This window comes from Ancylobacter sp. FA202 (assembly GCF_000380205.1).
Lineage (GTDB): Bacteria > Pseudomonadota > Alphaproteobacteria > Rhizobiales > Xanthobacteraceae > Ancylobacter.
In genome coordinates this window covers 1,079,082-1,102,144 of record NZ_KB904818.1, presented here as the reverse complement: position 1 = coordinate 1,102,144, position 23,063 = coordinate 1,079,082, and the positions used below count along the sequence as shown (strand labels likewise).

Here is a 23,063-nt window from a genome sequence, read left to right as displayed (position 1 = left end):
AGGTACGTGAGCGAGCGCCTTGAATAATCGGCGCCGGCGCGTCGCCTGACGGCGATTGCATGGCGTCCGAGGCCATGCCACAAGCGACCTTGATGCCGCCCAGCACGAGGCTCACTCAGCCGGCGTGTGGAGAGGTCATGCCTATAGTCACCGTCGGCAGGGCCTACTGAGGGCCGGGCGGAACACCGCCAGAGACAGCGACACATTGAGCGCCGCAAGGATCGCGACATTGACGTCAGACATTCCCCTTTGGTCCGCCCTGCGTGCCGCGTTTCGCGAATTGTCGCCGCGCCGCCGCCTCGCCGTCGTGCCGCTGCTTCTGCTGATGTTCACGGGCGCGGTGGCAGAGCTTGTCAGTCTCGGCGCACTGATCTCCTTCCTGTCGCTGATCGCCCAACCTGAGCGGATCCAGCAGGCCGGTCCGGTCGGCATGCTGTTCCGGGCGGTCGGTGCCGAAACACCGCTGCATGTTGTGGGTCTCTCGACAGCGCTGTTCGCCACCGCCGCCCTCGTCGCGATGGGATTGCGGCTATTGCTGACGCGAGCGACGCTCGGTTTCGCTTTTGGCGTGGCCTATGAACTCGGTGTGCGCCTGTTCGCCAATGTGCTCCACCAGAGCTACATTTACCACACGCAGGGCAATTCCAGCACCGTCATCGCCGCCATCAACAAGGCGCAGATCGTCACCGGAGAGCTTCTGCTGCCGGCCCTGCAGGCGGTCGTGGCCACCGTCATAGCCCTGTTCATCATCGCCGGGCTGGTGTGGGTGGATCCCCTGCTGGCGCTTCTTCTCGGCGGGCTGTTCGCGGCCATCTACCTGACGATGTCGGCCATCACCCAAATTCAGCTTCGGCGCAATGGCAAGATTCTCGCGCAGATGCAGGAAGCCCGCGTGAAGATCATGCAGGAAGGACTGGGCGGCATCCGCGACATCCTGATCGACCGTTCGCAGCCCGTCTTCATCGAGGCCTATGAGCGTACCGAGGCGTCGCTGCGCGACGCGCGTGCCGCCTCGAGCTTCGCCGCGCAGTCCCCGCGCTTCATCGTCGAGGGGTTAGGCATGATCGTGGTGGCGGTCGTCGCGGCGGTGTTGGCGGTGCGGCATGGCGGGCTCGTCGACGCGATTCCCATTCTCGGCGTGCTCGCGCTGGGGGCCCAGCGCCTGCTGCCGTTGCTGCAGATCATCTATAGCGCCTGGGCCATGTCGGCGGCCGGCCGCCAGTCGCTGATCGATCTCCTGCGGCTGCTGGCGCGGCCTGTGTCCTCGGAGCCCGAGCGGCAGGAGGCGATCACCTTCGATCACGCGCTGGAGCTCGATCGGGTGGGGTATCGCTACGGCGAGAATGGGCGGCCCGTGTTGACCGACATCTGTCTGCGGATTCCGCGGGGCGCGCGCATCGGCATCGCTGGGCAGACCGGCAGCGGCAAGTCGACCCTCATGGACCTCATCATCGGCCTGCTGGAGCCGACCGAGGGGTTGATCCGCATCGACGGCGCGCCGCTGACCGCGCATAACCGCGCGGCCTGGCAGCAGCATGTCGCCCATGTGCCGCAGGCGATCTTTCTTTCCGACGCGAGCGTGACGCAGAACATCGCCTTCGGTGTGCGCGACAATGAGGTTGATCACGACCGGGTACGGCGTGCCGCGGAGCAGGCGGAACTCACGGATGTCATCGCGGCGCTGCCCGAGGGCTATGCCACCCGCGTCGGCGAGCGCGGCATCCAGCTTTCCGGCGGGCAGCGCCAGCGCATCGGCATTGCGCGTGCGCTCTACAAGCAGGCGTCGGTGCTGGTGTTCGACGAAGCCACCAGCGCGCTCGACAACGACACTGAAGCCTCCGTAATGCGTGCCATCGAGCGGCTGGACCGGCAACTCACCATCCTCATCATTGCCCACCGGCTGACGACGCTGGAAGGTTGCGACGAGGTCATCCGGCTGGAGAAGGGGCGCATTCTGCGACGGCCGGCGGTGGCGAACGCGGCGTCGACGGCCGGTTCCTGACGGTCCCTACGGGGTTGGCGGCCGGCTGACCGCCGTTCGCGTGCACGGGGTGGGTGCGCGCGGGCGAAGTTCCCTTGACGGCTACGTCCCGCTATACAGTGCCCAGCCATGGCAGTGATTTTTCAACGCCGCAACCATTTCGGGAGGCCCACATCCGGATCGCTTTCTTCATTGGTATTATGGCCGGAGGAGGTTCCGAGCGGTCGACCAATCGCCTGGCGGGGGAACTGGTCGGGCGCGGTTATCAGGTCGATGTGGTCGCCAATAGCGTGCGCCGCGACATGGTCGACGAGGTGCCTGCGGGGGTGCGGCTGTTCGATCTCGAGGCCGGGGGAACCGCCAAGGCAATTCTTCCCTATATCCGCTATCTCTGGCGGGAGAATCCGGACATCGTCATCGCCTGCCCGAGCAGTGTCGCTTTCGTGGCCGTGCTGGTGAACGGGACACTGACCCGGCGGCGGACCATCATCGTGGTGCAGCGGACCTTCGAGCAGGTACTGCATGGGCCGCAGGGGCGACCGCGCTACGCGCTCCTGCAGAAGGTCGTGCTTCCTGCCTATCGCCGCGCGGCGGCGATCATCGCCGTGTCGCACGCCACCCGGCAGCAATTGCTCGGGATTCCGGGGATACGGCCGGAGCGCGTTCACGTCATCCACAACCCGATCTGGAGTCCGGCGCTGGCGGAGCGGGCACGTGAACCCGTCTCCCACCCCTGGTTCGTGCAGGCCGGCGGCCCTCCGGTCATTCTCGCGGTCGGCCGTCTCGCGCCGGAGAAGGGCGTCGATGTTCTTCTGCGGGCCTTCGCCCTTCTTCGCCGCGAACGTGACGCCCGGCTACTGGTGCTTGGCGAAGGCCCCGAGCGGCCCGCGCTTGAGCGGCTGGTGGCCGAACTCGGGCTCACGGACAGCGTCCTGATGCCGGGCTTCGAGTCCAACCCCTTCGCCTATATGGCGCGCTCGTCGGTTCTCGTCCTGCCGTCCCGCCATGAGGCGCTGGCAAATGTTCTGGTCGAGGCTATGGCGCTGGGCGTGCCGGTGGTCGCTACCGATTCTCCGGGCGGGTCGTCCGAGATTCTGGACAGTGGACGATGTGGCCGATTGGTTCCGGTGGACGATGCGGAGGCACTGGCGCTTGCCATGCGGCAGACACTCGATGCCCCGCTCAATCCCGAGCTTCTGAAGGAGAGGGCCCGCCATTTTTCTGCAACCAACTCGGTCGCTGCTGTCGAGCGGCTTTTTCGCGAGATCGGTGCAGTGGATCGGACCGCCTGAATTGATCTGTCGCAGCATTTTCGGCGATGTCTGATAGATTTTCGTTAGAAAAAAGATGCCGCCGCTTGTTGATGGCCAGGCGTTTTCTCATCAACCCGGTGGGGGCGCCTGATTGGATAGGGCTGGTGTCCCTGGAGAGGATCGCCAATGATGGCTGCGCCAGAAAAATGGGCCGTAACGCAGGGGCGGCGATGCCATGGAAGATCCCTGGGACGATCCTTTGCCGGCGCGCCCCATGAGTAAGCGGTGCGTTCTCTATCTTGGCGGGTTCTACCTGTACCCGCCGGACGCCGCCGGCCGCCGGGTGCTTAGTATTGCCAGTCTCATTGCGAAGGAGGGATTCGAGGTCATTCTCTATCCCTCCAACATGGACGCGCCAGAGGGGACGGTGTTTTCCGCGAGCGAGAATTACGAAGCTGCCCGCGACCTCTCGCAACTGCCCCATCTGGCCTATGTCCGGCTTGTAGCCCGTGCCCTTCGTCGGCGGCGCCCCGATGCCGCGATCGTCTACAACCCGACCAGCCTGCTGGCGGCCACCGTGTGGCTGGTGGCGCAGCGGACAGGGACGCGGTGCGTTCTCGACGTGACCGAATGGTACCAGTATTCGCATTTCGGCTCCCTCAAATGGGTGCTCGAAATCTTTGTGCGGATGCATCTCGTCTACCGGCTCTTCGCGCGGGCCATCTGCGGCAGCTACTACCTTGCCGAGCATTTCGGGCGGAAGCTGTCGGTCGTCATCCCGCCGCTTCCCAGCATCGGGGCGGTGGCGGGCCCGCACGCACCGCCCCTCGCGCCGGGACCGCTTCGGCTCGTCTATGCCGGCTTTCCCGGCCAGCACAAGGACAAGATTCCCGAGACCATCCAGTTTCTTGACGAGGTAGCTTTTGCGACGCCATTTCCGATCGAGCTCCATCTGGCCGGCCCCGAACGCAGCCAGATCGGCGATCTAATGCCGCGCTCCGGCAATTTCCGGCTTATCGCGCATGGCCGGCTGGGCAGGGAAGAACTGCGCGACCTCTATGCGTTGTGCCACCTGTCGGTCCTCATCCGCAGCAATGAGCGCTACGAATGGGCGGGCTTTCCGATGAAAGCCACTGAGAGCTGGGCGAGCGGCGTGCCGGTCGTGGTCATGTCGCATTCACGCTTCGCCCAGACCGCCACCGCCTATGGTGCCTCCGTCGTCATCGATCCCCAGGACCCTGTCGGCTCCCTGCGGAACGGGCTTACGACTCTCTACGGCAACCCGGACGCCTATCGCGAGAAATCCACTGGGGCGCTGCGCCTGGTCGAAGACAGGCACAGCCCGGAAACATATCGGGAAAGCATTCGCCGGATTCTTCTCTAGTGCATTTTGCACGAAATTTGAGAAGGCCGAGGAATTGGGCAACAGGGCCGTTTATCTCCAAGGTCGTTCAATACCCATGACGTGAGCCCTGATACTCCTCCAGATTTAGGTAGAGTCCGTCGATCAATTGATCCGAGACCATTTTCTGGACCGCCGGAAGCTGGAGTTTCCGGGCTGCTTCACGGCGGTGGGCTGGCTACGCCGCCGGGGTTCTGCAACGCGATCGGGGGCTTGTGGCCGATGGCCCCGTGCGGCCGATCCTCGTTGTAGTATCTGACCCAAGCCTCCATCTTTTCGGCCGCATCCGCAAGCGTCAGGAACCAGTGCGTGTTCAGGCACTCGCTCCGGAAGCGGCCATTGAAAGCCTCGATGAAGGCGTTGTCGGTGGGCTTGCCGGGCCGGGAGAAGTCCAGCGTGACCCCCTTGGCATAGGCCCACAGATCGAGGTCGCGGGAGATGAACTCGGAGCCCTGGTCGACCCGGATGGTCCGCGGATAGCCCATCTTGGCGCAAACCCTCTCCAGGGTCGCCACCACGTGCTCGGCCCGATAGCTGAAACGCGGATCCACCACCGGTGAGAAGCGAGAGAAGGTGTCGACGACCGTCAGCACCCGGATCTTGCGGCCGGTGGCCAGCTGGTCATGGACAAAGTTCATCGCCCAGACATCGTTCGGCCGGGTGGCCGGCGTCCGGTCCTCCCGCAACTTCGCCTTCACCCGACGCTTCGGCGTCTTGTTGCGCAGCTGCAGGCCTAACTCGTTGTAAATCCGCCGGGTTCGCTTCTGGTTGATGATCCAGCCCTCCCGGCGCAGCAGCACCTGCACGCGTCTGTAGCCGTAGCGGACGCGCGTTTCACAGATCGTCCTGATGCGGGCCGCCAACGGGGCCTGGTCGGGTCGGCAGGATCTGTAGTGGTAGGTGGACCGGTCGAACTCCAGAGCCGCACAGGCCCGGCGGATCGACACCTGCCACTCGCCACACATCCTGCCGACGAGCTCGCGCTTGCGACCAGGCCTCAGATTTTTCGGCGGACGATATCCTGCAGCATCTCCCGGTCGAGGGAGAGGTCGGCGACGAGCTTTCGCAGCTTCGTGTTCTCGTCCTCGAGCTGCTTCAGCCGCCTCATCTCGAGCGGGGCGAGCCCCTCATATTTCTTCTTCCAGTTGAAATAGGTCGCCTGGCTGATCCCGGCCCGCCGGCAGATATCCGCCACCGGCACGCCATCCGCTCCCTGCTTCAGAATGAACGCCTTCTGCGCGTCCGAAAACTTCGATGCCTTCATCGTCTTCCGCTCCTCACAGCCAAGGGATACTGCCGCGGAAAAATCCAGCTTCAAACGGTCCAGTTTTCGGGGATCAGATCAAGCGGTTGCGGTGCTCTGGCGGCTGGGCGATGATGGAACAATGTCGCTCCCGCTGCGACCCCAGACCGTCGATTTAATGGTACCATGGCGGCCGAGGCAGCTTTTTGTTGCCCAGGAGAGACTAGCCGGGCTTTACTGCCGCAGCTTGCGGCGTCGTGATTGGGCACGCTTTTGAGACACAGGTCCTATGCCTTCTATCACCGCCCCGTCGAGCCGCCATGGGAGCGTGGCTTTGGCCGTCTGACCTACCTGCCGCTTGTCGCTGCCGTCGTGCTGCGGCTCGCTTCATCCCCTACTGCTGATCTCAGCTATCTCGTTCTTGCGGGCTACGCGGCACTGGGCCGTCCTCATGCCATTCGGGCGTTCATTGTCTCCTGGCTCTTCACGCTGATGAATCCCGGTTTCTCACCCGACGGTGCGTTGGGCGGGGCCGGGCGGTATGGGGTTCTTATCGCGTCGATCATCTCGGCAGTGGCGTACAAGCCGGCCGTGCGCCGCCATTCGGATAGCTTCATTTCCGGAACGTTTATCCTAGGGGCGTTCTTTATCGTCCATTCGTTGCTTTTCAGCAGCGTGGTGGATGTATCGCTTCTGAAGTGCATTTCTTGGCTGTTGACGATGGTCGTCTGCCTTTCGGCCTGGTTGGGCTTTTCCGACTGGCAAAGGGAAAGAGTGGGCGATGAGCTGTTCTGGATTCTCGTTGCGACGCTGGTTTTCAGTCTGCCACTGTTCGTGACGCCAATGGGCTTTCTGGCTAATGGAACCGGATTCCAGGGGATTTTCAACCAACCGCAGGCCTTCGGCGTGACGATGGCGCTCCTCGCGAGTTGGAGTGTCACCCGGTTCCTGTCTCAGCGGCAACCTTCCTGGGTTCTGGTGGGTATCATGGGCGCCAGCGTCTTCGGCATTCTGCTCTCGGAGGCCCGGGTGGCCGGTCTCGCCATGTTCGGTGGCGTCCTAGGCAGCCTTGGGCTCACAATGCTCGTCGGCGGGCGCCGGGTTCTCAATGTCATGCCGGGACTGCGAAGCTGGCGCGTCTGGAGCATGGTCTGCCTAGCCGTGGCCGCGATGATTGTCTTCTTACCCAAGATTGTGAGTCTTATTGATCACTATCTGACGAAGTCGGGACGGGCTGACGTCGCAGGCCTTACGGACGCCTACAACGCCTCGCGAGGCGTTCTCATGCAGCCCATGCTGGCGAATATCTGGAACTATCCCTTCACGGGCATCGGATTCGGCATCGGTTCCGATCCGATGGCGATGGAGATCGTTCGCGATCCGATCCTAGGGCTGCCGCTCAGCGCTGCGGTGGAGAAGGGCGTCACCCCCATCGCTATTTTGGAGGAGACCGGCATATTTGGGCTCGTGCTCGTTCTCCTCTGGGTGGTCCGACTGGTGCAAGTGGCGGCCCGGGGCGGGGTGGTCCCTCTCGCCGTGTGCCTGACGGCACTCCTGGTCAATCTGGCCGAAGCGTCGATGTTCTCCGCCGGCGGCCAGGGATTGCTGGCCATGATGTTGCTCGCGTGGAGCTATTCCTGTGGGAGCGCGAATCAATCGGAGGCGAGCCGTCGACCGGGGCGATCGTCTGCGGTGAGGGGGCCGGCGCCGCTGGAGCACTGCGCAGGTGGGTTCGGTCCACGCTCTGACTATCCCGGCGCTCGGACCCTCCCCGGCGCCGGGTACCGGCGCGAATCCTGGCGTCCGTGATGACGTGGAGGCCTCGTGCCGATCTCTGAGAACCCTTGCGCTTCCGGAAAGCCCCGCATCCTCCTGCCGCTCTCCCACTATCTCCCCGGCTTCCGCGCAGGTGGGCCGTTGCGCAGCATTGCTAATCTCGTCGAGCATCTGGCGGATGAGTTCCACTTCCACATCCTCACTTCCGATCGCGACCTCGGCGATGTGGCCGCTTATGCAGACATGGAGACCGATCGCTGGGTGCCGGTGGGCCGGGCGCAGGTGTATTATGCGTCGCCCGCCCGGCAGGGGCCGCTGGCGCTGGCCCGCCTCATCCGCCAGACCCCGCACGATCTGCTCTATATCAACAGCTTTTTCTCGCCGCGCTTTTCCATCGCCCCGCTGGTGGCGCGGCGGCTCGGCCTGGTTCCCTCGCGGCCGACCGTGCTCGCGCCGCGCGGCGAGTTTTCCGTCGGCGCGCTAGCGCTCAAGACCGCCAAGAAGCGGGCTTACCTTCGCGCCAGCCGCGCGGCCGGCCTGTTCGCCGGTCTGCGCTGGCAGGCGTCGACACCCTTTGAGGCCAGCGACATCCGGGCCGTCATGGGGCCGGAGATGGACGTAGCGGTGGCGTGCGACCTGTCCGAACCCATCCTCGGGCCGCCGCCGGTCCATCCGCCGCGCGCGCCCGGCCAGCCGCTGCGCGTGGTGTTCCTCAGTCGGGTGTCGCCGAAGAAGAATCTCGATTTCGCCCTCACCGTGCTAGCCAGCGTCCGGTGCGAGGTGGATTTCGTCATTTATGGCCCGCTGGAAGACGCGGACTATGCCCTGTTCTGCCGCGAGCTTGCCGAAAGCCTGCCGGCGCACGTCACCGTGCGATGGGCGGGCCCGGTGCATCCTGACGAGGTACCGGCGGTGTTCGCGGCGCATGATCTGTTCTTCTTCCCCACCCGGGGCGAGAATTTCGGCCATGTCATCGCCGAGGCACTGGCGGCGGGGACGCCGGTCCTGCTGTCGGATGCCACGCCCTGGCGCGCTCTCGCAGTGGCGGGGGTGGGGGATGACCTGCCCCTCGGCGCGCCCGGCGCCTTCGCCGCCTTTATCGAGGCGATGGCGGTTGAGCCCACTGAAGCCGCGCTGGCGCGCCGCGCCCGGGCCGCCGCTTTCGTGCGCCGGCGGCAAAGGGAGGGCAACGACGTGGCGGACAGCCGCAATCTCTTTTTGTCCGCTCTCGCTTCCCGCTCCGTCATGGCATAGGTACAGCCTGCGGGCCGCAGCCAAGAGGAATCGCATGCAGGAAGAGCGCGTTCTGATCACGGGGGGTACAGGCTCCTTCGGCCGGACGATGCTGCACGACCTTTTGCGCCGAGGATGTCCGGAAATCCGCATCTTCAGCCGCGATGAGGAAAAGCAGGACATGCTGCGCAACACGCTGCGCAGCGGCAATGTGCGCTTCTATATTGGCGACGTGCGCGACCGCGACAGCGTCGACCGGGCGATGGCGGGCGCGACGCGCGTCTTTCACGCGGCGGCACTGAAGCAGGTGCCCTCCTGCGAATTCTTCCCGATGGAAGCGGTGCGGACCAATGTCCTCGGCTCGGAGAATGTGGTGCGTGCGGCGGTGGCGGCGGGCTTGCGCTCGGCGGTGTTTCTGTCCACCGACAAGGCGGTGTTCCCGGTCAATGCCATGGGCATCTCCAAGGCGATGATGGAGAAGCTGGCGCATGCCATGGCGCGCTCCATCGGCCCCGAGGCGCCGACCACGGTGTCGCTGGTGCGCTACGGTAATGTCATGGCCTCGCGAGGCTCGGTCATCCCGCTGTTCATCCGGCAGATCAAGGCCGGCCAGCCGATCACCATCACCGAACCGAGCATGACGCGCTTCCTCATGCCGCTGCGCGATTCGGTGGCGCTGGTGCACCACGCCTTCGAGAACGCGCGGCAGGGCGACCTCTTCGTGCGCAAGGCGCCGGCAGCGACCCTCGCCGATCTCGTCGCCGCGCTGAAGGAGCTGTTCGGCCGCCCGGACCATCCGGTCGAGGTCATCGGCTGGCGCCATGGCGAGAAGCTCTACGAGACGCTGGTCAGCGCCCAGGAACTCACCAAGAGCGAGGATATGGGCGACTATTTCCGCGTCGGCATGGACGGTCGCGACCTCAATTACCGCCCCTATTTCTCCGAGGGCGATCTCGAAACCGTCGGCCAGAACGACTACCATTCGCACAATACCGAGCGGCTGGACGTCGCGGCGGTGAAGGCCCTGCTGCTGACGTTGCCGGAGGTCGTAGCCGAGCTTGAGGGCTGGAACGCATGAGCGGCAATGGTGCGGGCGCTGTGCGTCCAGGGAGACCGGAATTCCAATGAAGGTGGTCGTTCTCGGCGCGCTGGGCATGCTCGGCAATGGGGTGACGCGGGTGCTGGCGCGCGAGCCCGGGGTTGAGGTGATCGCTGTCGCCCGCCGGCCGGACGCGGCCGCGCAACTGCCCTTTCTTTATCCCGGCGCCGTGCTGCCGCTGTTCGACATCCACGATCTCGACGCGCTGCGGGCGATCCTCGCGCGGACCCAGCCCGATGTCGTCGTCAACGCGATCGGCGTCATCAAGCAACTGGTCGGCGCCGAGGATCCTCTCCTCACTTTGCCGATTAACGCCGTTCTGCCACACCAGCTGGCGCGCCTGTGCGGGGAGGCTGGTGTCCGGCTCGTGCATGTCAGCACGGATTGCGTTTTCGATGGCGCGCGCGGCAGTTACAGCGAAGACGATACGGCGAACGCGACCGACCTCTACGGGCGAAGCAAGCTGCTCGGCGAGGTCGATTATCCCCATGCGATCACCCTGCGCACCTCGCTGGTCGGGCACGAGCTGGGCACGCATCATTCGCTGATCGACTGGTTCCTCGCGCAGGAGGGCCCGGTCGCCGGCTTCACCCGCGCGGTCTTCTCCGGGGTGACGACGGTCGAGTTCGGGCGGGTGCTGGTGCGCCACGTCCTGCCGAACCCCGGGTTGCGCGGGCTCTATCATGTCTCGGCGTCGCCCATCAGCAAATACGACCTGCTGCGCCTCGTCGCCGATGTGTATGGCAAGCAGACCGAGATCGTGCCGAGGCCGGAGCCGGTGATCGACCGCTCGCTGCGCTCGGACCGCTTCCGCGCCGCAACGGGCTACGCGCCGCCGGACTGGCCAACGTTGGTGCAGGAGCTGCACGATGTCTATGCGGGCTGAGCTGAAGGCAGCGCACCAGGCTCTTTCCAGGATAAGACGATGCTGAAGGTCATGACCATACTGGGCACGCGGCCCGAGATCATCCGTCTCTCCCGCGTGATGGCGCGGCTCGATGCGTTCTGCGATCATCGCATCGTCCATACCGGCCAGAATTACGACTATGAGCTGAACGAGGTGTTCTTCGAGGATCTCGGCGTGCGCCGGCCCGACCATTTCCTCGGCACCGGCGGCGGCAGCCTCGGCGAGACGCTGGGCAAGATCCTGATGGAGAGCGAGAAGGTGCTGGCCGCCGAGCGGCCGGACGCGGTGCTCATCCTCGGCGATACCAATTCGGCGATTTCCGCCCTGATGGCGCGGCGGATGAAGATCCCTGTCTACCATATGGAAGCCGGCAACCGCTCCTTCGACGGCAACGTCCCGGAGGAGACCAACCGCCGGCTGGTCGACCACATCTCCGATTTCAACCTGGTCTATACGGAGCACGCCCGACGGCACCTCATTGCCGAGGGCCTGCCGCATCGGCGCATCTACCTCACCGGCTCGCCCATGCGCGAGGTGCTGGAGCATTACCGGCCGCGCATCGAGGCCTCCGACGTGCTGGAGCGGCTCGGCCTTTCCCCGCGCGGCTATTTCATCGTCTCGCTGCATCGCGAGGAAAATGTCGACCGCGCCGACCGTCTGGGCGAACTGGTGGCAACGCTTTCGGCGCTCGCGGCGCGCTACGACCTGCCGGTGATCGTCTCCACCCATCCGCGTACGCGCAAGCGGTTGGAAGCGGCCGGCCTGGTCGCCGACCCGCGCGTGAGCTTCATGAAGCCCTTCGGCTTTCACGACTACAACAAGCTGCAGATGAGCGCGCTCTGCGCCATCTCCGACAGCGGCACCATCGCCGAGGAGGCCTCGATCCTCGGCTTCCCCGCAGTCACCCCGCGCGACGCGATCGAGCGGCCGGAGGCGTTGGACACCGGCTCGATCATCATCACCGGGCTTGCGCGCGAGGCGGTGCTGCGCGGGGTTGATATAGCCACCCGCCTGTTCACGGAGCGCGGGGCGGCGGGTCTGCCCTATCCGGTGCCGGAGGATTACCAGGTGACCAACACCTCGGAGCGCGTCGTCAGCCTTGTGCTGGGAACGGCGCCGCTGTCCAACGCCTGGGACGGCATTCGCGGGAATGACCTCTCGTGACACTAGATTCGTCCGCGCAGCCGGTGCGTCCACGTCTGCTCTACGTCGCGCAGTGGTTCGATCCAGAACCTACCGCCAACAAGGGGTCCGTCTTTGCCGAGCGGCTGCACGCGCTCGGCTTCGAGGTCGAGGTGGTGACGGGCTTTCCGAACTATCCCAGCGGCAAGGTCTATGAAGGCTACAAGATCCGGCCGATAAACCGGCGGCAGATCGGCAATGTGCTGCTGACGCGACTGGCGCTTTATCCCAGCCATGACAGCAGCCGCATCGGCCGCAGCCTCAACTATCTCAGCTTCTTCGCCTCGGCCCTTGTCTACCTGACCTTTTTCGCGCGCCGCACCGATGTCATCCTGGCCTATCATCCCCCGATCATGGTCGGCGTCACGGCTGCGGTGGCGGGTTTCTTCCGGCGCATCCCGGTCGTTGTGGATGTGCAGGACATGTGGCCGGACACGCTGCGCGCGACGGGAATGGTCAACAGTGAAAGGCTCATCGCCCTGATCGGCCGGGTTTGCCGCTGGACCTGGCGGCGGATGGACCGGATCATCGCGCAGTCGGAAGGGTTCCGCCGGCTGCTGATCGAGCGCGGCGTGGCGCCCGACCGGATCCGGGTGATCCACAATTGGGGGGACCATATCGAAACAGGCGGGGTTGCCCCCGCTCCGCCCGCCGCCCTCGCCGCGCCGGGTCGGTTCCGCGTGCTGTTCGCGGGAAATCTCGGCCGGGCCCAGGGGCTCGACACGGTGCTCGACGCTGCCGCCCTCCTCGCGGAATCTCACCCGCAGATCGAGTTCTGCATCCTCGGCGACGGGCTCGAAACGGAGAGGCTGAAGCTGGCGGCGGCCGCGCGTGGGCTGGGCAATGTGCGGTTCTTTCCCCGCGTGTCGAAGGCGGAGGTCGGCCCGTGGCTCGCGGCGGCGGATGTGCTGCTGGTCCATCTCAAGGATGATCCGCTCTTCGCCATCACGGTGCCGTCGAAGACGCAGGCCTATCTCGCCACCGGCCGGCCGATCCTCATGGCCGTGGCCGGCGACGGGGCGGACATGCTGCGCGCCGCCGATGCCGGCCTGGCCATTCCACCGGAGGATTCCGCGGCGCTGGCGGCGGCGGTGCAGCAGCTGGCCGCGCTCGATCCGGCCGAGCGCGAGCGGATGGGCGCGCGCGGCCGCGCCTTCTATGAGCGTGAACTGTCCTTCGAGAAGGGAACGCAAGCCTTCGCCGACGTCGTGAAAGCCGCCATCGCCGAACGGCGCAAGACCGGGTAGGCCGCGAGGCCTGCCCCCCGCTACAGGCGCAGGTCGGAATCCGCCGCCGGCAGAATGTATTTGAGGTCGTAGACCACATGCCGGGGCTTGCCGAGCGCGCGGATGCCGGCGGCACCGATTTCGCGGAAGACGCCATGCGCCACCGCGAGGACGATGCTGTCATAGGTCCCCGCTTCCGGCCGCTCGATCAGGTCGAGGCCATATTCGTGGCGGGCCGCCGCCCCGTCGACCCAGGGGTCCCAGACGTCGACGACGGCACCGAACTCCTGCAGCTCGCGCACCACGTCGACGACCCGCGTGTTGCGCAGGTCCGGGCAGTTCTCCTTGAACGCCATCCCCATGACCAGCACCCGGGCGCCGTCGACCTCGATGCGGCGCTTCAGCATCGCTTTCACCAGCTGGTTCGCGACATAGGGGCCCATGGCGTCATTGAGCCGCCGCCCGGCGAGGATGATTTCCGCGTGGTAGCCGATCGCCTGCGCCTTGTGGGTGAGATAATAGGGGTCGACGCCGATGCAGTGGCCCCCCACCAGCCCGGGCCGGAAGGGGAGGAAGTTCCACTTGCTCTCGGCGGCCCGCAGCACCGCCTCGGTGTCGAGGCCCATGCGGTTGAAGATGATGGCGAGTTCGTTGATAAGCGCGATGTTGAGGTCGCGCTGGGTGTTCTCGATCACCTTGGCCGCCTCGGCGACGCGGATGCTATCGGCCCGGAATGTCCCGGCGGTGACGATACTCGCATAGAGCTGGTCGATCGCCTCGGCGGCCTCCGGCGTCGAGCCTGACGTGACCTTGCGGATCGTGGTGAGCCGGTGCGTGCGGTCGCCGGGATTGATGCGTTCCGGGCTGTAGCCGACGAAGAAATCGCGATTGAAGACAAGGCCGGAGACGCGCTCCAGGACCGGCACGCAGTCCTCTTCCGTGGCCCCGGGATAGACGGTCGATTCATAGATGACGATGTCGCCCGGCTTGAGCACCGCGCCCACCGTCTGCGACGCGCGGAGCAGCGGGCCGAGGTCGGGCTGCTTGTAACGGTCGATCGGTGTCGGCACCGTCACGATGAAGACGGTGCAGGTGCGCAGGTCCTCCATGTCGTCGGAAAACGATAGCTGGTCCGCCTCGGCGAGTTCTTCGGGGGTGACTTCGAGTGTCGCATCGCGACCCGCACGCAGGGCCTCGACCCGCTCGCGGCTGATGTCGAAGCCGACGACCGGCCGTCGCTTGCCGAACTCCGCCGCCAGCGGCAGGCCCACATAGCCAAGCCCGATGACGGCGAGGCGGGCGGATTCGGTCGAGGGGCAGCGCATTCTTCACTCCGGGCGGCGGTCACACGCGGTAATAGTCGCGATACCAGGCGACGAAACGGGCCACGCCCTCGCGGATCGGCGTGTTCGGGCGGAAGCCGGTGAGCTTCTCGATAAGGCTGGCATCCGCCCAGGTGGCGGGCACATCTCCGGTCTGCATCGGCAAATAGTTGCGGATCGCCTTGCGGCCCAGCTCGGTCTCGATCGCCTCGACGAAATCGAGCAGGCGCACCTGGTCCGAATTGCCGATATTGACGACGCGGAAGGGCGCGGCCGGGCTGAGGCTGTCGCCGGGGATCGCCTCGCCGCGCGCGCCGGGAAGCGGCGGCACGGCGTCGATCAGCAGGCGGATGCCGCGCACGAGATCGTCGACATAAGTGAAGTCCCGCCACATCTCGCCATGATTGTAGATGTCGATCGGCGTGCCTTCGAGAATGCCGCGGGTGAACTTGAACAGCGCCATGTCCGGCCGGCCCCACGGGCCGTAGACGGTGAAGAAGCGGAACATGGTCGTCGGCAGGCCGTAGATATGGGCATAGGAATGCCCCATCGCCTCCGTCGCCTTCTTGGTGGCGGCGTAGATAGTGAGCGGGGTATCGACCTTTTCCGTCTCGCGGAAGGGCATGTCCTCATTGGCGCCGTAGACCGAGGAGGTCGAGGCCATGAGCAGATGCTGCACCGGGAGCGCCCGCGCGCATTCCATCACGTTGAAGGTGCCGACGATATTGGCGTCGATATAGGCGCGCGGATGTTCCAGGCTGTAGCGCACGCCGGCCTGCGCGGCGAGGTGGACGATAACGTCAGGCTGGAAGTCCTCGACCGTCCGCGAGAGCGTCTCCATGTCTTCCAGCATCGCCTCGGTGGCGGCGAAGGCCTCGTTCTGCGCCAGCATGGCGTGGCGGCGTTGCTTGATGCGGACATCGTAATAGTCCGTCATCGCGTCGTAGCCATGCACCCGGAAACCTTCGGCCAGCAGCAGCCGCGCCAGGTGAAAGCCGATGAAGCCGGCCGTGCCGGTGATGAAAATGCGCCGCTGCGCCACGCCCGTCCTCCGCTGCCGCGCCGATCTGGCGCCGCATTGCCTTGGCTGCCTTGTTACGCTGTGGCGGACGGGTTGGGAAGCAGGCTCGCGGTCGGCCTCCCCCTGCGGTCAGCCCACCGCCCGCAGATGGCGGATCGGCCGGCCGGGCGTCATCGCCTGCGCCGCACGCACCATGCCCTGCGCGTCGATGCCGAAATGGCGGTAGAGGTCGGCAATCGTACCGGTCTGGCCGAAATGCTCGACGCCCAGCGCCCGGGCGCGGTGGCCATGCACGGAGCCGAGACAGCCCAGCGTCGCGGGGTGAGCGTCCACGGCGGAAATGATCGCGCAGCCGGGCGGCACGGCGTCCAGCAGGGTCTCGACATGGGCGCGAGCCTCGACGTCGCCGCCCTCTCGCGCGCGCTGTGCCTGCGTCCAGCCGCCATGCAGCCGGTCTGCCGAGGTGACGGCGAGCAGGCCGACATCGCGCCGGTCCTCGGCGATCAGCCCCACCGCCTCGATCGCCTCCGGCGCCAGCGCCCCGCTATAGGCGAGCACCACCTGCGCGTTCGGCCCCGGCCGGCGCAGCCAGTAGCCGCCCTTGACGATGTCGGCGGCCAGCCCGGCGTCCATGGTCCGGCGCGGCTGCTCGATGGTGCGGGTGGAAAGGCGTAAGTAAGCCGAGCCGCCATCCTCCGCCTGCACGTGCTGGAAGGCGAAGCGCAGGATCACCGCGAGCTCGTCGACAAAGGCCGGCTCGAAGCTCGCCAGCCCGTCCTGCGCCATGCCGATCAGCGGCGTGGCGATGGACTGGTGCGCGCCGCCCTCCGGCGCCAGCGTCACCCCGGACGGCGTGGCGGCGATAATGAAGCGGGCGTCCTGGTAGCAGGCATAGTTCAGCGCATCGAGCCCGCGCTCGATGAAGGGATCGTAGAGCGTCCCGATCGGCAGCAGCCGCTCGCCGAACAGCGAATGCGACAGGCCGAGCGCGGAGAGCATGGTGAACAGGTTCATCTCGGCGATGCCGAGCTCCATATGCTGGCCCTTGGGCGAGAACTCCCAGTTGAAGGTCGAGGGAATCCGCTCCTTCTTGAAGGTGTCGGCCAGTTCCTCGCGGGCGAAGAGCTGGCGCCGGTTGACCCAAGCGCCGAGATTTGTCGAGACGGTCACATCAGGCGAGGTGGTGACGACGCGGCGGGCGAACAGATCGTCGCGCTTGCCGATCTCGTTTAGCAGCAGGCCGAAGCCTTGCTGGGTCGACATGGCAGGCTGCAACGGCACGTCGAGCGTGGCCGGCACCTCGATCTTTGGCGGCTGGTGCCGGCGCGTGCCACCGGTGCGGAACGGCACCGCGTCGAGAAACGCCTGCAGCGCGGCGGGCGGGGCGCTGAGCCCCTCGAACAAATCCCATTCATGCCCTTCGCGCACATTGTGGCGGGCGCGCAGCGCTTCCACCTGGGTAGGCGTCATCAGCCCAGCGTGGTTGTCCTTGTGCCCGGCCAGCGGCAGGCCGAAGCCCTTGATAGTGTAGGCGATGAAGCAGACCGGCCGGTCATGCGTGCGCGCCTGCTCGAACGCCTCCACCAGCGAGGGCAGGTCGTGCCCGCCGAGATTGCCCATCAGGGCGGCCAGTTCGTCATCGCTCCGCCGCTCGATCAGCGCAGTGATGTCACCCTGGTCGCCGATATCGTCCATCAGCCGCTTGCGCCAGGCGGTGCCGCCCTGGAAGGTGAGGGCGGAATAAAGTTGGTTCGGGCAGGTGTCGATCCAGCGCTTGAGCGCCTGCCCGCCGGGTTCCTCGAACGCCGCCTGCTGCAGCCGGCCGTATTTCAGGATCACCACATCCCAGCCGAAGCTGCCGAAAATGGATTCGAACCGCTCCCACAGCCCCTCGCGCACCACGGCGTCGAGGCTCTGCCTGTTGTAGTCGACGATCCACCAGGTGTTGCGCAGGCCGTGCTTCCAGCCCTCCAGCAGCGCCTCGAAGATGTTGCCCTCGTCCATCTCGGCGTCGCCGACGAGCGCGATCATCTTGCCTTCCGGCCCGTGGCCGAGACCTTTGGCGCCGAGATAGTCCTGCACGAGCGAGGCGAACAGCGTCTGCGCCACGCCGAGGCCAACCGAGCCGGTGGAGAAATCCACGTCGTCAATGTCCTTGGTCCGCGAGGGATAGGACTGCGCGCCCTTATAGGCGCGAAAATTCTCGAGCTTTTCCCGCGTTTGCTTGCCGAACAGATACTGGATGGCGTGGAAGATCGGGCTCGCATGCGGCTTCACCGCCACCCGGTCCTGCGGCCGCAGCGCCTTGAGATAGAGCGCGGTCATGATCGTTGCCATGGAAGCCGAGGAGGCCTGATGGCCGCCCACCTTCAGCCCGTCGGCATTGGGGCGGACATGGTTGGCGTTGTGGATGGTCCACGTCGCCAGCCAGAGGATCTTGCGCTCCAGCTCCCTCAGCATCGCGATGTCGTCGGCACTGCGTTCGGCGATCTTGACCATGGTCGGCGTTCCCGGCTCACCTATCCGAATAGCCTAGCCACAGGGAAAGGGCGTTTGGAGCTATTTTCGGTCGCCAGGTGCATCTAGTATGGCTGAACTCACCAATGCAGCCCTCTCAGGCAGAAAAATATGCCAGACGCCCGGCTCGATACCATCGACCGAAAAATCCTCGCCATCCTCCAGCAGGACGCGCACACGACGATGGAGGTGCTCGCCGGCGAGGTCGGCCTCTCGCCCTCGCCCTGCGCCCGGCGGGTGCGCAATCTGGAGGCAGCCGGCGTCATCAAGCGCTATGTCGCGGTGATCGACCAGGACAAGGTCGGCCTGCCGGTCAGCGTCTTCGCCTCGATCAAGCTGGAGCGCCAGCGCGAGGACGAACTCGACCGCTTCGCCCGCGCCATCGCCCGTTGGCCGGAGATCGTCGAGTGCTATCTGATGACCGGCCAGCGGGACTATCTCCTGCGCATCGTGGTCAAGGACCTGCCGGCCTATGAGGCCTTCCTCAAGCGCACCCTCACCCGGCTGGAAGGCGTCGCCTCCATCGAATCGAGCTTCGCGCTGAGCCAGGTAAAGCATTCGCAGGCGCTTCCGGTGAACTAGACGAGCTCTTGCGCCCGGCGCCGGGGGAGGTTGCAAAACGGCTGGCAGGCCGCCAGAAAGACGGACCGCGTGGCGGGGGCTCCCGCTTCGCCCCGCTCCCTCCCGCTACCCGCGCGCCCCCGCCGCTTGTAAGGTCGACCGATGATCGTGTTCATCAGCTTTCGTGGCCATCAGCTGGCGGTGCAGAGCCGCCTCGACAAAACCTTCGGCGTGCCGACGCCCGACATACGCCACACCCATTACGAGCGCCTGTTGCGCTCGGTCCGCATTCCCCGCGCCACCTATGTGTTCTGCGATTTCGAATCGCTGCGGCCCTGGATGCTGCAACTCGCCGCAGAGCTCTACCGGATGATGACGGCGGCCGGCCTGCGCTGCCTGAACGACCCGGCGATGGCGATGTCGCGGGTCGAACTGCTGACCACGCTCCGGCGCGAAGGGTTCAACCCGTTCGGCGTCTACCATGCGGACACCGATCCGCATCCCCGTCGCTTCCCCGTCTTCGTGCGCAATGAGCTCGGCCATGGCATGCCGTTCGACACGCTCTACGAGGACCAGGAATCGCTGACCGCCGGCCTGGCGGCGCTGAAGAAGGCGGGGATGCCGCTGCGCGGGCTTCTCGTCATCGAACTCGCGGCCGAGCGCTACAATGAAACCCTGTGGGCGAAGTGGGGCACCTGGTGCATCGGCGGCCAGACGGTGCTCGAACACATCGCGGTCGACGATACCTGGCTGGTGAAGATCGGCGACCACGCCAAGGTGACGCCGGAGATCGCGCAGGACGAGCACGACGCCGTGCTTGCCAACCGCTACGCGGACGACCTCTCCCGCGCCTTCGCCCTGGGCAATCTGGAGTATGGCCGCGCCGATCACGCCCAGTATAACGGCCGCACGGTGCTGTTCGAGGTCAACACCAACCCGTATATCGGCCCGTTCAAGCCACGGTCGCCGGCCATCCGCACGGAGACGACGTTGTTCGCGCGCCGGCGCATGGCCGAGTGCCACGAAGCCATCGACACCCCGGTGGGAGGAAGCGTCTGGCTACCGAACTGGCGGGCGCGCCGCCCCTGGGTTTGGTTCCGCCCGGGTTTCGTCGGCCCTCCGGGCCCCTGAAACGCACGTCTCGTGTCGTCTTTCCAAAAAGAAAACGCCGGCCGCAAGGCCGGCGTTCTACCGCTGGGACGCGGTTTAATTCACTTGGGCTGGATCGGGGGCGGACCCATGGGGGCGGGGGAGGCGACAGGGCGGAACGTGTACTTCACAGCTTATCTCCTTGAAATGCAGGACCAAAACGGCTTCAAACCGATGGTACCGCAGAAACGCTAGCACGGCTCCGCCGGGCTGTCATCGGTCGGAATGTCGTTCGCGTTGCTACGGGGTGGGGCGGTCTCCGACGCCGGCATTTCCACCATGAGAGGTTCGGCAAGACGAAGCTTCGACACATGGAGAGGGTTGCCGGGCTTCCCGTCGGGATGCACGCCCCGGAAATACCATTTCTGCCATCCCTGCCGCATCGCCTCCGGGTCTCCGCTGTTGAGCAAAGCGTTGAATGCTCCCCGCAGCTCTCCATACTGGCGCACGGCCTCTTGTCGGTCGGCTGCCATCTCGATCGGGACGATCTTTGGACGGACGGCCTCCAGCGCGCGATAGGGCACGGGTGCCAGAAAGCAGAACGGTTCATCTTTCTCGAAGCGCACCGTTCCGGGGCGGGTGAACTTCCAGTTCATGGTGAAGGGAAAGTCGAGCCAGTCCGTTTCAACCAGGCCCTCCAGCGCGTGGATTCCATCCTTGGGCAGGTTGGGACAGCCGCGCACGCTCATGCCGATGCCGGGCTCGGTCCGGAACAAATAATGGGTGAACATGGTCAGAACGCCGAAGCCGAAATGCGACGCCGCATGGAACTCGATGTCCATCGAATCCGCCGAGATGGCGATGGCGTCGAGCCCGTCCCGCCCGTCCCATTCTGCCTCGAAGGTGATCGGGCAGAGCAATTCCCAGCCCATGCTGTTGGCGATGGACAGCGGCAGGCAGCGATAGGCGAAGCGCTGGGATGTCGCGTCCATCCACGCGCGTTCGGCGCGTGCCGGCACCAGCGCAGGGGCGTCAGTTCGCAGGCGGTAGCTGGTCAGAGAGGTCATGGGGCAAATGGAGGCGTGAGGGCAATAGCGCGGGAAGCGATCCGAAGGCCGCGCCTCTAGGATCGCACCGTTTCCGCCGCTCCGGCAAGCCGGCGCGACGCCCGCGAAGTGGCTGTGGTCTGTGTCTTCGAGGCTGCAGGCCCCTCTATCGGCCGACGCGCCGAGACGCTACCTGAGGATTAGATTCTCCTCGTCCTGGAAGAGGCGGAGCAGGTGGAGGCCGCAGATTTTACAGTATCTGAGAAAAGGCGCGGCGACAAAGTCCGAGGGGGTTGTGGCCTGCCCCGATTGAGTGGTCCAGCTTGACCCTAATGCATTGTCGGCCTTTGTGTCGGGTTTGATGTTGGCGATGACGCCTCGCTGCGTGAGCGGATGAAGGCCGTCCCCCAGGAACGGCGGCGGTCCGGCTACAGGCGTCTCCACGTCCTGCTCAGGCGGGAGGGCTTCCGGGTCAACCACAAGCGGCTGTTCCGGCACAACCCATGAGGAAAGGCTGATGGTCCGCCGGCGTGGCGGCCGCAAGCGAGCGATCGGGACGCGGGCGCCGATGATGCCCGCTGCGACCGAACGAGCGCTGGTCGCTCGACTTCGTCGCCGACCAGATGACCGATGGCCGCCGCTTCCGGATGCTGGCCATCGTCGACGACTGCACCCCCGAGTGCCTGGCGCTGGTGGCGGACACCTCGCCGTCCGGGGTGAGGGTCGCTCGCGAGCTCGACAGGGAGTGTCAGGAATTTCGTGTGCGGGGCGGCGGGTTGAAGATCAGGCCGCCATGGCCCTTGTGAAACGCTCTCCGAAGAGAACGGCGAACTGGGCCTTTGCCATGCCCCATTCACGCTGAGCCATCTTCCACTGAGGTGGTCCCCGAAACCCGGACAGGGAGCTAAGCTTGGTTCGACCTGACGGAAGGACGAGCCCGATGACGGGGAAGAGGAAGCGGTATTCTGCGGATTTCAAGGCCAAGGTGGCCCTGGTGGCGCTCCGCGGCGAGCATACGGTGGCTCAACTGGCGGCGAAGCACGGCGTTCACCAGACCCTGATCAACGCCTGGAAGAAGCAGGCGATCGAGGGGATGGCCACGGTGTTCTCCGGCAAGTCAGAAGCCGCCGAGGCTGCCCGCGAGGGTGAGATCGACCAGCTCCACGCGAAGATTGGCCAACTGGTGGTGGAACGGGATTTTTTGCGTCGGGCCTCCGGGCGCTGAGCGTGGGGGCGAGACGCGACATGATCGAACCGGATCACCCGCACCTGCCGATCACGCGGCAATGTGCCCTGGTCGGCATCAGCCGGTCGGCGTTCTACGGCGGCTCGCGGACCGAAAGCCTCGAGACCCTTGCCATCATGCAGGCGATCGACGGCCAGTTCCTCGATACGCCCTGGTACGGCTCGCGACAGATGGTGCGCCATCTGCGCCGGCAAGGACACGCAGCCGGGCGCAAGCGCGTGCGGCGCCTCATGGCCCGCATGGGGCTGGCCGCCATCTACCAGCGGCCGAAGACCACGGTGCGGCACCCCCAGCACCGCGTCTTCCCCTATCTCCTGCGGAATATGGCGATCGACCGGCCTGACCAGGTCTGGTGCGCCGACATCACCTACATCCCGATGCGGCGCGGGTTCCTGTACCTGGTCGCCATCATGGACTGGCACAGCCGCAGGGTTCTGTCCTGGCGGCTCTCCAACACCATGGAGGCGGACTTCTGCATCGAGGCGCTGGAGGAGGCCTTGTCCCGGTTCGGGCGGCCCGGCATCTTCAACACCGACCAGGGCAGCCAGTTCACCAGCCCGCGCTTCACCGAGGTGCTGCTGGACGCCGGCGTGCGGATCTCCATGGATGGCCGCGGCCGCTGGATGGACAACGTGTTCATCGAGCGCCTCTGGCGATCGCTAAAATACGAGTGCATCTACGTCAATGCCTTCGAAACCGGTTCCGAGGCTCGGGCCGGGATTGGCAAGTGGGTCACCTACTACAATCGCACGAGGCCCCACTCGGCTCTCGGCGGCAGAACGCCGGAGGAGGTCCATACGGCCTGCGACGGCATCAACATGGCGGCGTGACACTGACCAGAACCAAGCTTAGCGAAGCCGCCAAACTGTCCGCCAAATGGGGACCACCTCAAGGGCGACTGGCCCTATCTCTAATCGACGCCACCTACCTCTAGGTCCGGCGTGGCGGAGGGATCGTCT

Annotated in this window: 17 protein-coding genes and 2 pseudogenes; 13 read left to right on the top strand and 6 right to left on the bottom strand. The window is 65.7% G+C overall.

Annotated elements, in window-relative coordinates; genetic code table 11:
* Positions 1 to 229: 229 nt before the first annotated feature.
* The 3 genes from A3M1_RS0104980 to A3M1_RS0104970 all read left to right on the top strand — a co-directional run bounded on the left by A3M1_RS0104980 (position 230) and on the right by A3M1_RS0104970 (position 4,618).
* Positions 230 to 2,002, top strand: a complete 1,773-nt coding sequence (locus tag A3M1_RS0104980; protein WP_245261575.1) for an ABC transporter ATP-binding protein — start codon at positions 230 to 232, stop codon at positions 2,000 to 2,002.
* Between the two features lie 74 nt (positions 2,003 to 2,076).
* On the top strand, positions 2,077 to 3,273 hold the full coding sequence (locus A3M1_RS0104975) for a glycosyltransferase (protein ID WP_245261574.1): 1,197 nt from the start codon (positions 2,077 to 2,079) through the stop codon (positions 3,271 to 3,273).
* Positions 3,274 to 3,469: 196 nt separating this feature from the next.
* Positions 3,470 to 4,618 carry a glycosyltransferase gene (locus A3M1_RS0104970; protein ID WP_245261573.1) on the top strand — a complete coding sequence of 383 codons (1,149 nt, stop codon included), beginning with the start codon at positions 3,470 to 3,472 and terminating at the stop codon, positions 4,616 to 4,618.
* 179 nt (positions 4,619 to 4,797) lie between these two features.
* Here A3M1_RS0104970 and A3M1_RS0104965 read toward each other — a convergent pair.
* Positions 4,798 to 5,900 (bottom strand): IS3 family transposase gene (locus tag A3M1_RS0104965; protein ID WP_085930250.1). Its coding sequence is split into 2 segments (ribosomal slippage): positions 4,798 to 5,639 and positions 5,639 to 5,900, totalling 1,104 coding nucleotides; the frame shifts between segments, so codons are not numbered across the junction.
* 240 nt (positions 5,901 to 6,140) lie between these two features.
* Between A3M1_RS0104965 and A3M1_RS0104955 the strand changes: the two genes are divergently transcribed.
* The 6 genes from A3M1_RS0104955 (at position 6,141) to A3M1_RS0104930 (ending at position 13,323) form a co-directional block, all read left to right on the top strand.
* Complete coding sequence (locus tag A3M1_RS0104955) at positions 6,141 to 7,688, top strand: O-antigen ligase family protein (RefSeq protein WP_018387853.1); 1,548 nt, start codon at positions 6,141 to 6,143, stop codon at positions 7,686 to 7,688.
* A 108-nt stretch (positions 7,689 to 7,796) separates the two neighbouring features.
* The gene (locus A3M1_RS0104950; protein ID WP_018387852.1) at positions 7,797 to 8,909 is read left to right on the top strand and encodes a glycosyltransferase; all 1,113 of its coding nucleotides are present in this window, start codon (positions 7,797 to 7,799) and stop codon (positions 8,907 to 8,909) included.
* 34 nt (positions 8,910 to 8,943) lie between these two features.
* Positions 8,944 to 9,966 carry a polysaccharide biosynthesis protein gene (locus tag A3M1_RS0104945; RefSeq protein ID WP_018387851.1) on the top strand — a complete coding sequence of 341 codons (1,023 nt, stop codon included), beginning with the start codon at positions 8,944 to 8,946 and terminating at the stop codon, positions 9,964 to 9,966.
* Between the two features lie 46 nt (positions 9,967 to 10,012).
* Positions 10,013 to 10,873 (top strand): SDR family oxidoreductase, encoded by an 861-nt coding sequence (locus tag A3M1_RS0104940; protein WP_018387850.1) that lies wholly within the window; start codon positions 10,013 to 10,015, stop codon positions 10,871 to 10,873.
* A gap of 39 nt (positions 10,874 to 10,912) precedes the next feature.
* The gene (gene wecB, locus A3M1_RS0104935; RefSeq protein WP_018387849.1) at positions 10,913 to 12,058 is read left to right on the top strand and encodes a non-hydrolyzing UDP-N-acetylglucosamine 2-epimerase; all 1,146 of its coding nucleotides are present in this window, start codon (positions 10,913 to 10,915) and stop codon (positions 12,056 to 12,058) included.
* Entirely contained in the window at positions 12,055 to 13,323 is a 1,269-nt protein-coding gene (locus tag A3M1_RS0104930) for a glycosyltransferase family 4 protein (protein WP_018964190.1), read from the top strand. Before wecB ends, A3M1_RS0104930 begins: the two co-directional genes overlap by 4 nt.
* 20 nt (positions 13,324 to 13,343) lie before the next feature.
* Here A3M1_RS0104930 and tviB read toward each other — a convergent pair whose 3' ends face one another.
* From tviB to A3M1_RS0104915, 3 genes are all read right to left on the bottom strand, one after another.
* Positions 13,344 to 14,627 carry a Vi polysaccharide biosynthesis UDP-N-acetylglucosamine C-6 dehydrogenase TviB gene (gene tviB / locus A3M1_RS0104925; protein ID WP_018387847.1) on the bottom strand — a complete coding sequence of 428 codons (1,284 nt, stop codon included), beginning with the start codon at positions 14,625 to 14,627 and terminating at the stop codon, positions 13,344 to 13,346.
* Between the two features lie 19 nt (positions 14,628 to 14,646).
* Positions 14,647 to 15,666 carry an NAD-dependent epimerase/dehydratase family protein gene (locus A3M1_RS0104920; protein WP_018387846.1) on the bottom strand — a complete coding sequence of 340 codons (1,020 nt, stop codon included), beginning with the start codon at positions 15,664 to 15,666 and terminating at the stop codon, positions 14,647 to 14,649.
* A 108-nt stretch (positions 15,667 to 15,774) separates the two neighbouring features.
* The gene (locus A3M1_RS0104915) at positions 15,775 to 18,144 is read right to left on the bottom strand and encodes a transketolase (protein WP_018387845.1); all 2,370 of its coding nucleotides are present in this window, start codon (positions 18,142 to 18,144) and stop codon (positions 15,775 to 15,777) included.
* Between the two features lie 129 nt (positions 18,145 to 18,273).
* Between A3M1_RS0104915 and A3M1_RS0104910 the strand changes: the two genes are divergently transcribed.
* Positions 18,274 to 18,744 carry an Lrp/AsnC family transcriptional regulator gene (locus A3M1_RS0104910; protein ID WP_018387844.1) on the top strand — a complete coding sequence of 157 codons (471 nt, stop codon included), beginning with the start codon at positions 18,274 to 18,276 and terminating at the stop codon, positions 18,742 to 18,744.
* Between the two features lie 141 nt (positions 18,745 to 18,885).
* Positions 18,886 to 19,854, top strand: coding sequence for a hypothetical protein (locus tag A3M1_RS0104905; RefSeq protein ID WP_018387843.1), 969 nt, complete (start codon positions 18,886 to 18,888; stop codon positions 19,852 to 19,854).
* Between the two features lie 209 nt (positions 19,855 to 20,063).
* Here the strand turns inward: A3M1_RS0104905 and A3M1_RS0104900 are convergent, their stop codons facing one another.
* Positions 20,064 to 20,879, bottom strand: coding sequence for a DUF6065 family protein (locus tag A3M1_RS0104900; RefSeq protein WP_245261572.1), 816 nt, complete (start codon positions 20,877 to 20,879; stop codon positions 20,064 to 20,066).
* 348 nt (positions 20,880 to 21,227) lie between these two features.
* Here A3M1_RS0104900 and A3M1_RS25790 point away from each other — a divergent pair.
* Positions 21,228 to 21,601 (top strand): annotated as a pseudogene (locus tag A3M1_RS25790) (IS3 family transposase); the annotation flags it as partial.
* A gap of 40 nt (positions 21,602 to 21,641) precedes the next feature.
* On the opposite strand, the pseudogene A3M1_RS27170 reads toward A3M1_RS25790, so the two are convergent.
* A pseudogene (locus tag A3M1_RS27170) lies at positions 21,642 to 21,773 on the bottom strand (IS256 family transposase); the annotation flags it as partial.
* Between the two features lie 25 nt (positions 21,774 to 21,798).
* Here A3M1_RS27170 and A3M1_RS0104880 point away from each other — a divergent pair.
* A protein-coding gene (locus A3M1_RS0104880) for an IS3 family transposase (protein WP_085930249.1) occupies positions 21,799 to 22,934 on the top strand; the annotation gives its coding sequence in 2 pieces (ribosomal slippage) (positions 21,799 to 22,054 and positions 22,054 to 22,934; 1,137 coding nt in all).
* The last annotated feature ends 129 nt before the right edge of the window (positions 22,935 to 23,063 follow it).

Excerpts from the sequence above, each read along its gene's own strand:
- A3M1_RS0104970 (WP_245261573.1), top strand. The coding sequence starts at position 3,470 with ATGGAAGATCCCTGGGACGATCCTTTGCCGGCGCGCCCCATGAGTAAG.
- A3M1_RS0104945 (WP_018387851.1), top strand. The coding sequence starts at position 8,944 with ATGCAGGAAGAGCGCGTTCTGATCACGGGGGGTACAGGCTCCTTCGGC.
- A3M1_RS0104940 (WP_018387850.1), top strand. The coding sequence starts at position 10,013 with ATGAAGGTGGTCGTTCTCGGCGCGCTGGGCATGCTCGGCAATGGGGTG.
- wecB (WP_018387849.1), top strand. The coding sequence starts at position 10,913 with ATGCTGAAGGTCATGACCATACTGGGCACGCGGCCCGAGATCATCCGT.
- tviB (WP_018387847.1), bottom strand. The coding sequence starts at position 14,627 with ATGCGCTGCCCCTCGACCGAATCCGCCCGCCTCGCCGTCATCGGGCTT.
- A3M1_RS0104915 (WP_018387845.1), bottom strand. The coding sequence starts at position 18,144 with ATGGTCAAGATCGCCGAACGCAGTGCCGACGACATCGCGATGCTGAGG.
- A3M1_RS0104910 (WP_018387844.1), top strand. The coding sequence starts at position 18,274 with ATGCCAGACGCCCGGCTCGATACCATCGACCGAAAAATCCTCGCCATC.
- A3M1_RS0104905 (WP_018387843.1), top strand. The coding sequence starts at position 18,886 with ATGATCGTGTTCATCAGCTTTCGTGGCCATCAGCTGGCGGTGCAGAGC.
- A3M1_RS0104900 (WP_245261572.1), bottom strand. The coding sequence starts at position 20,879 with ATGACCTCTCTGACCAGCTACCGCCTGCGAACTGACGCCCCTGCGCTG.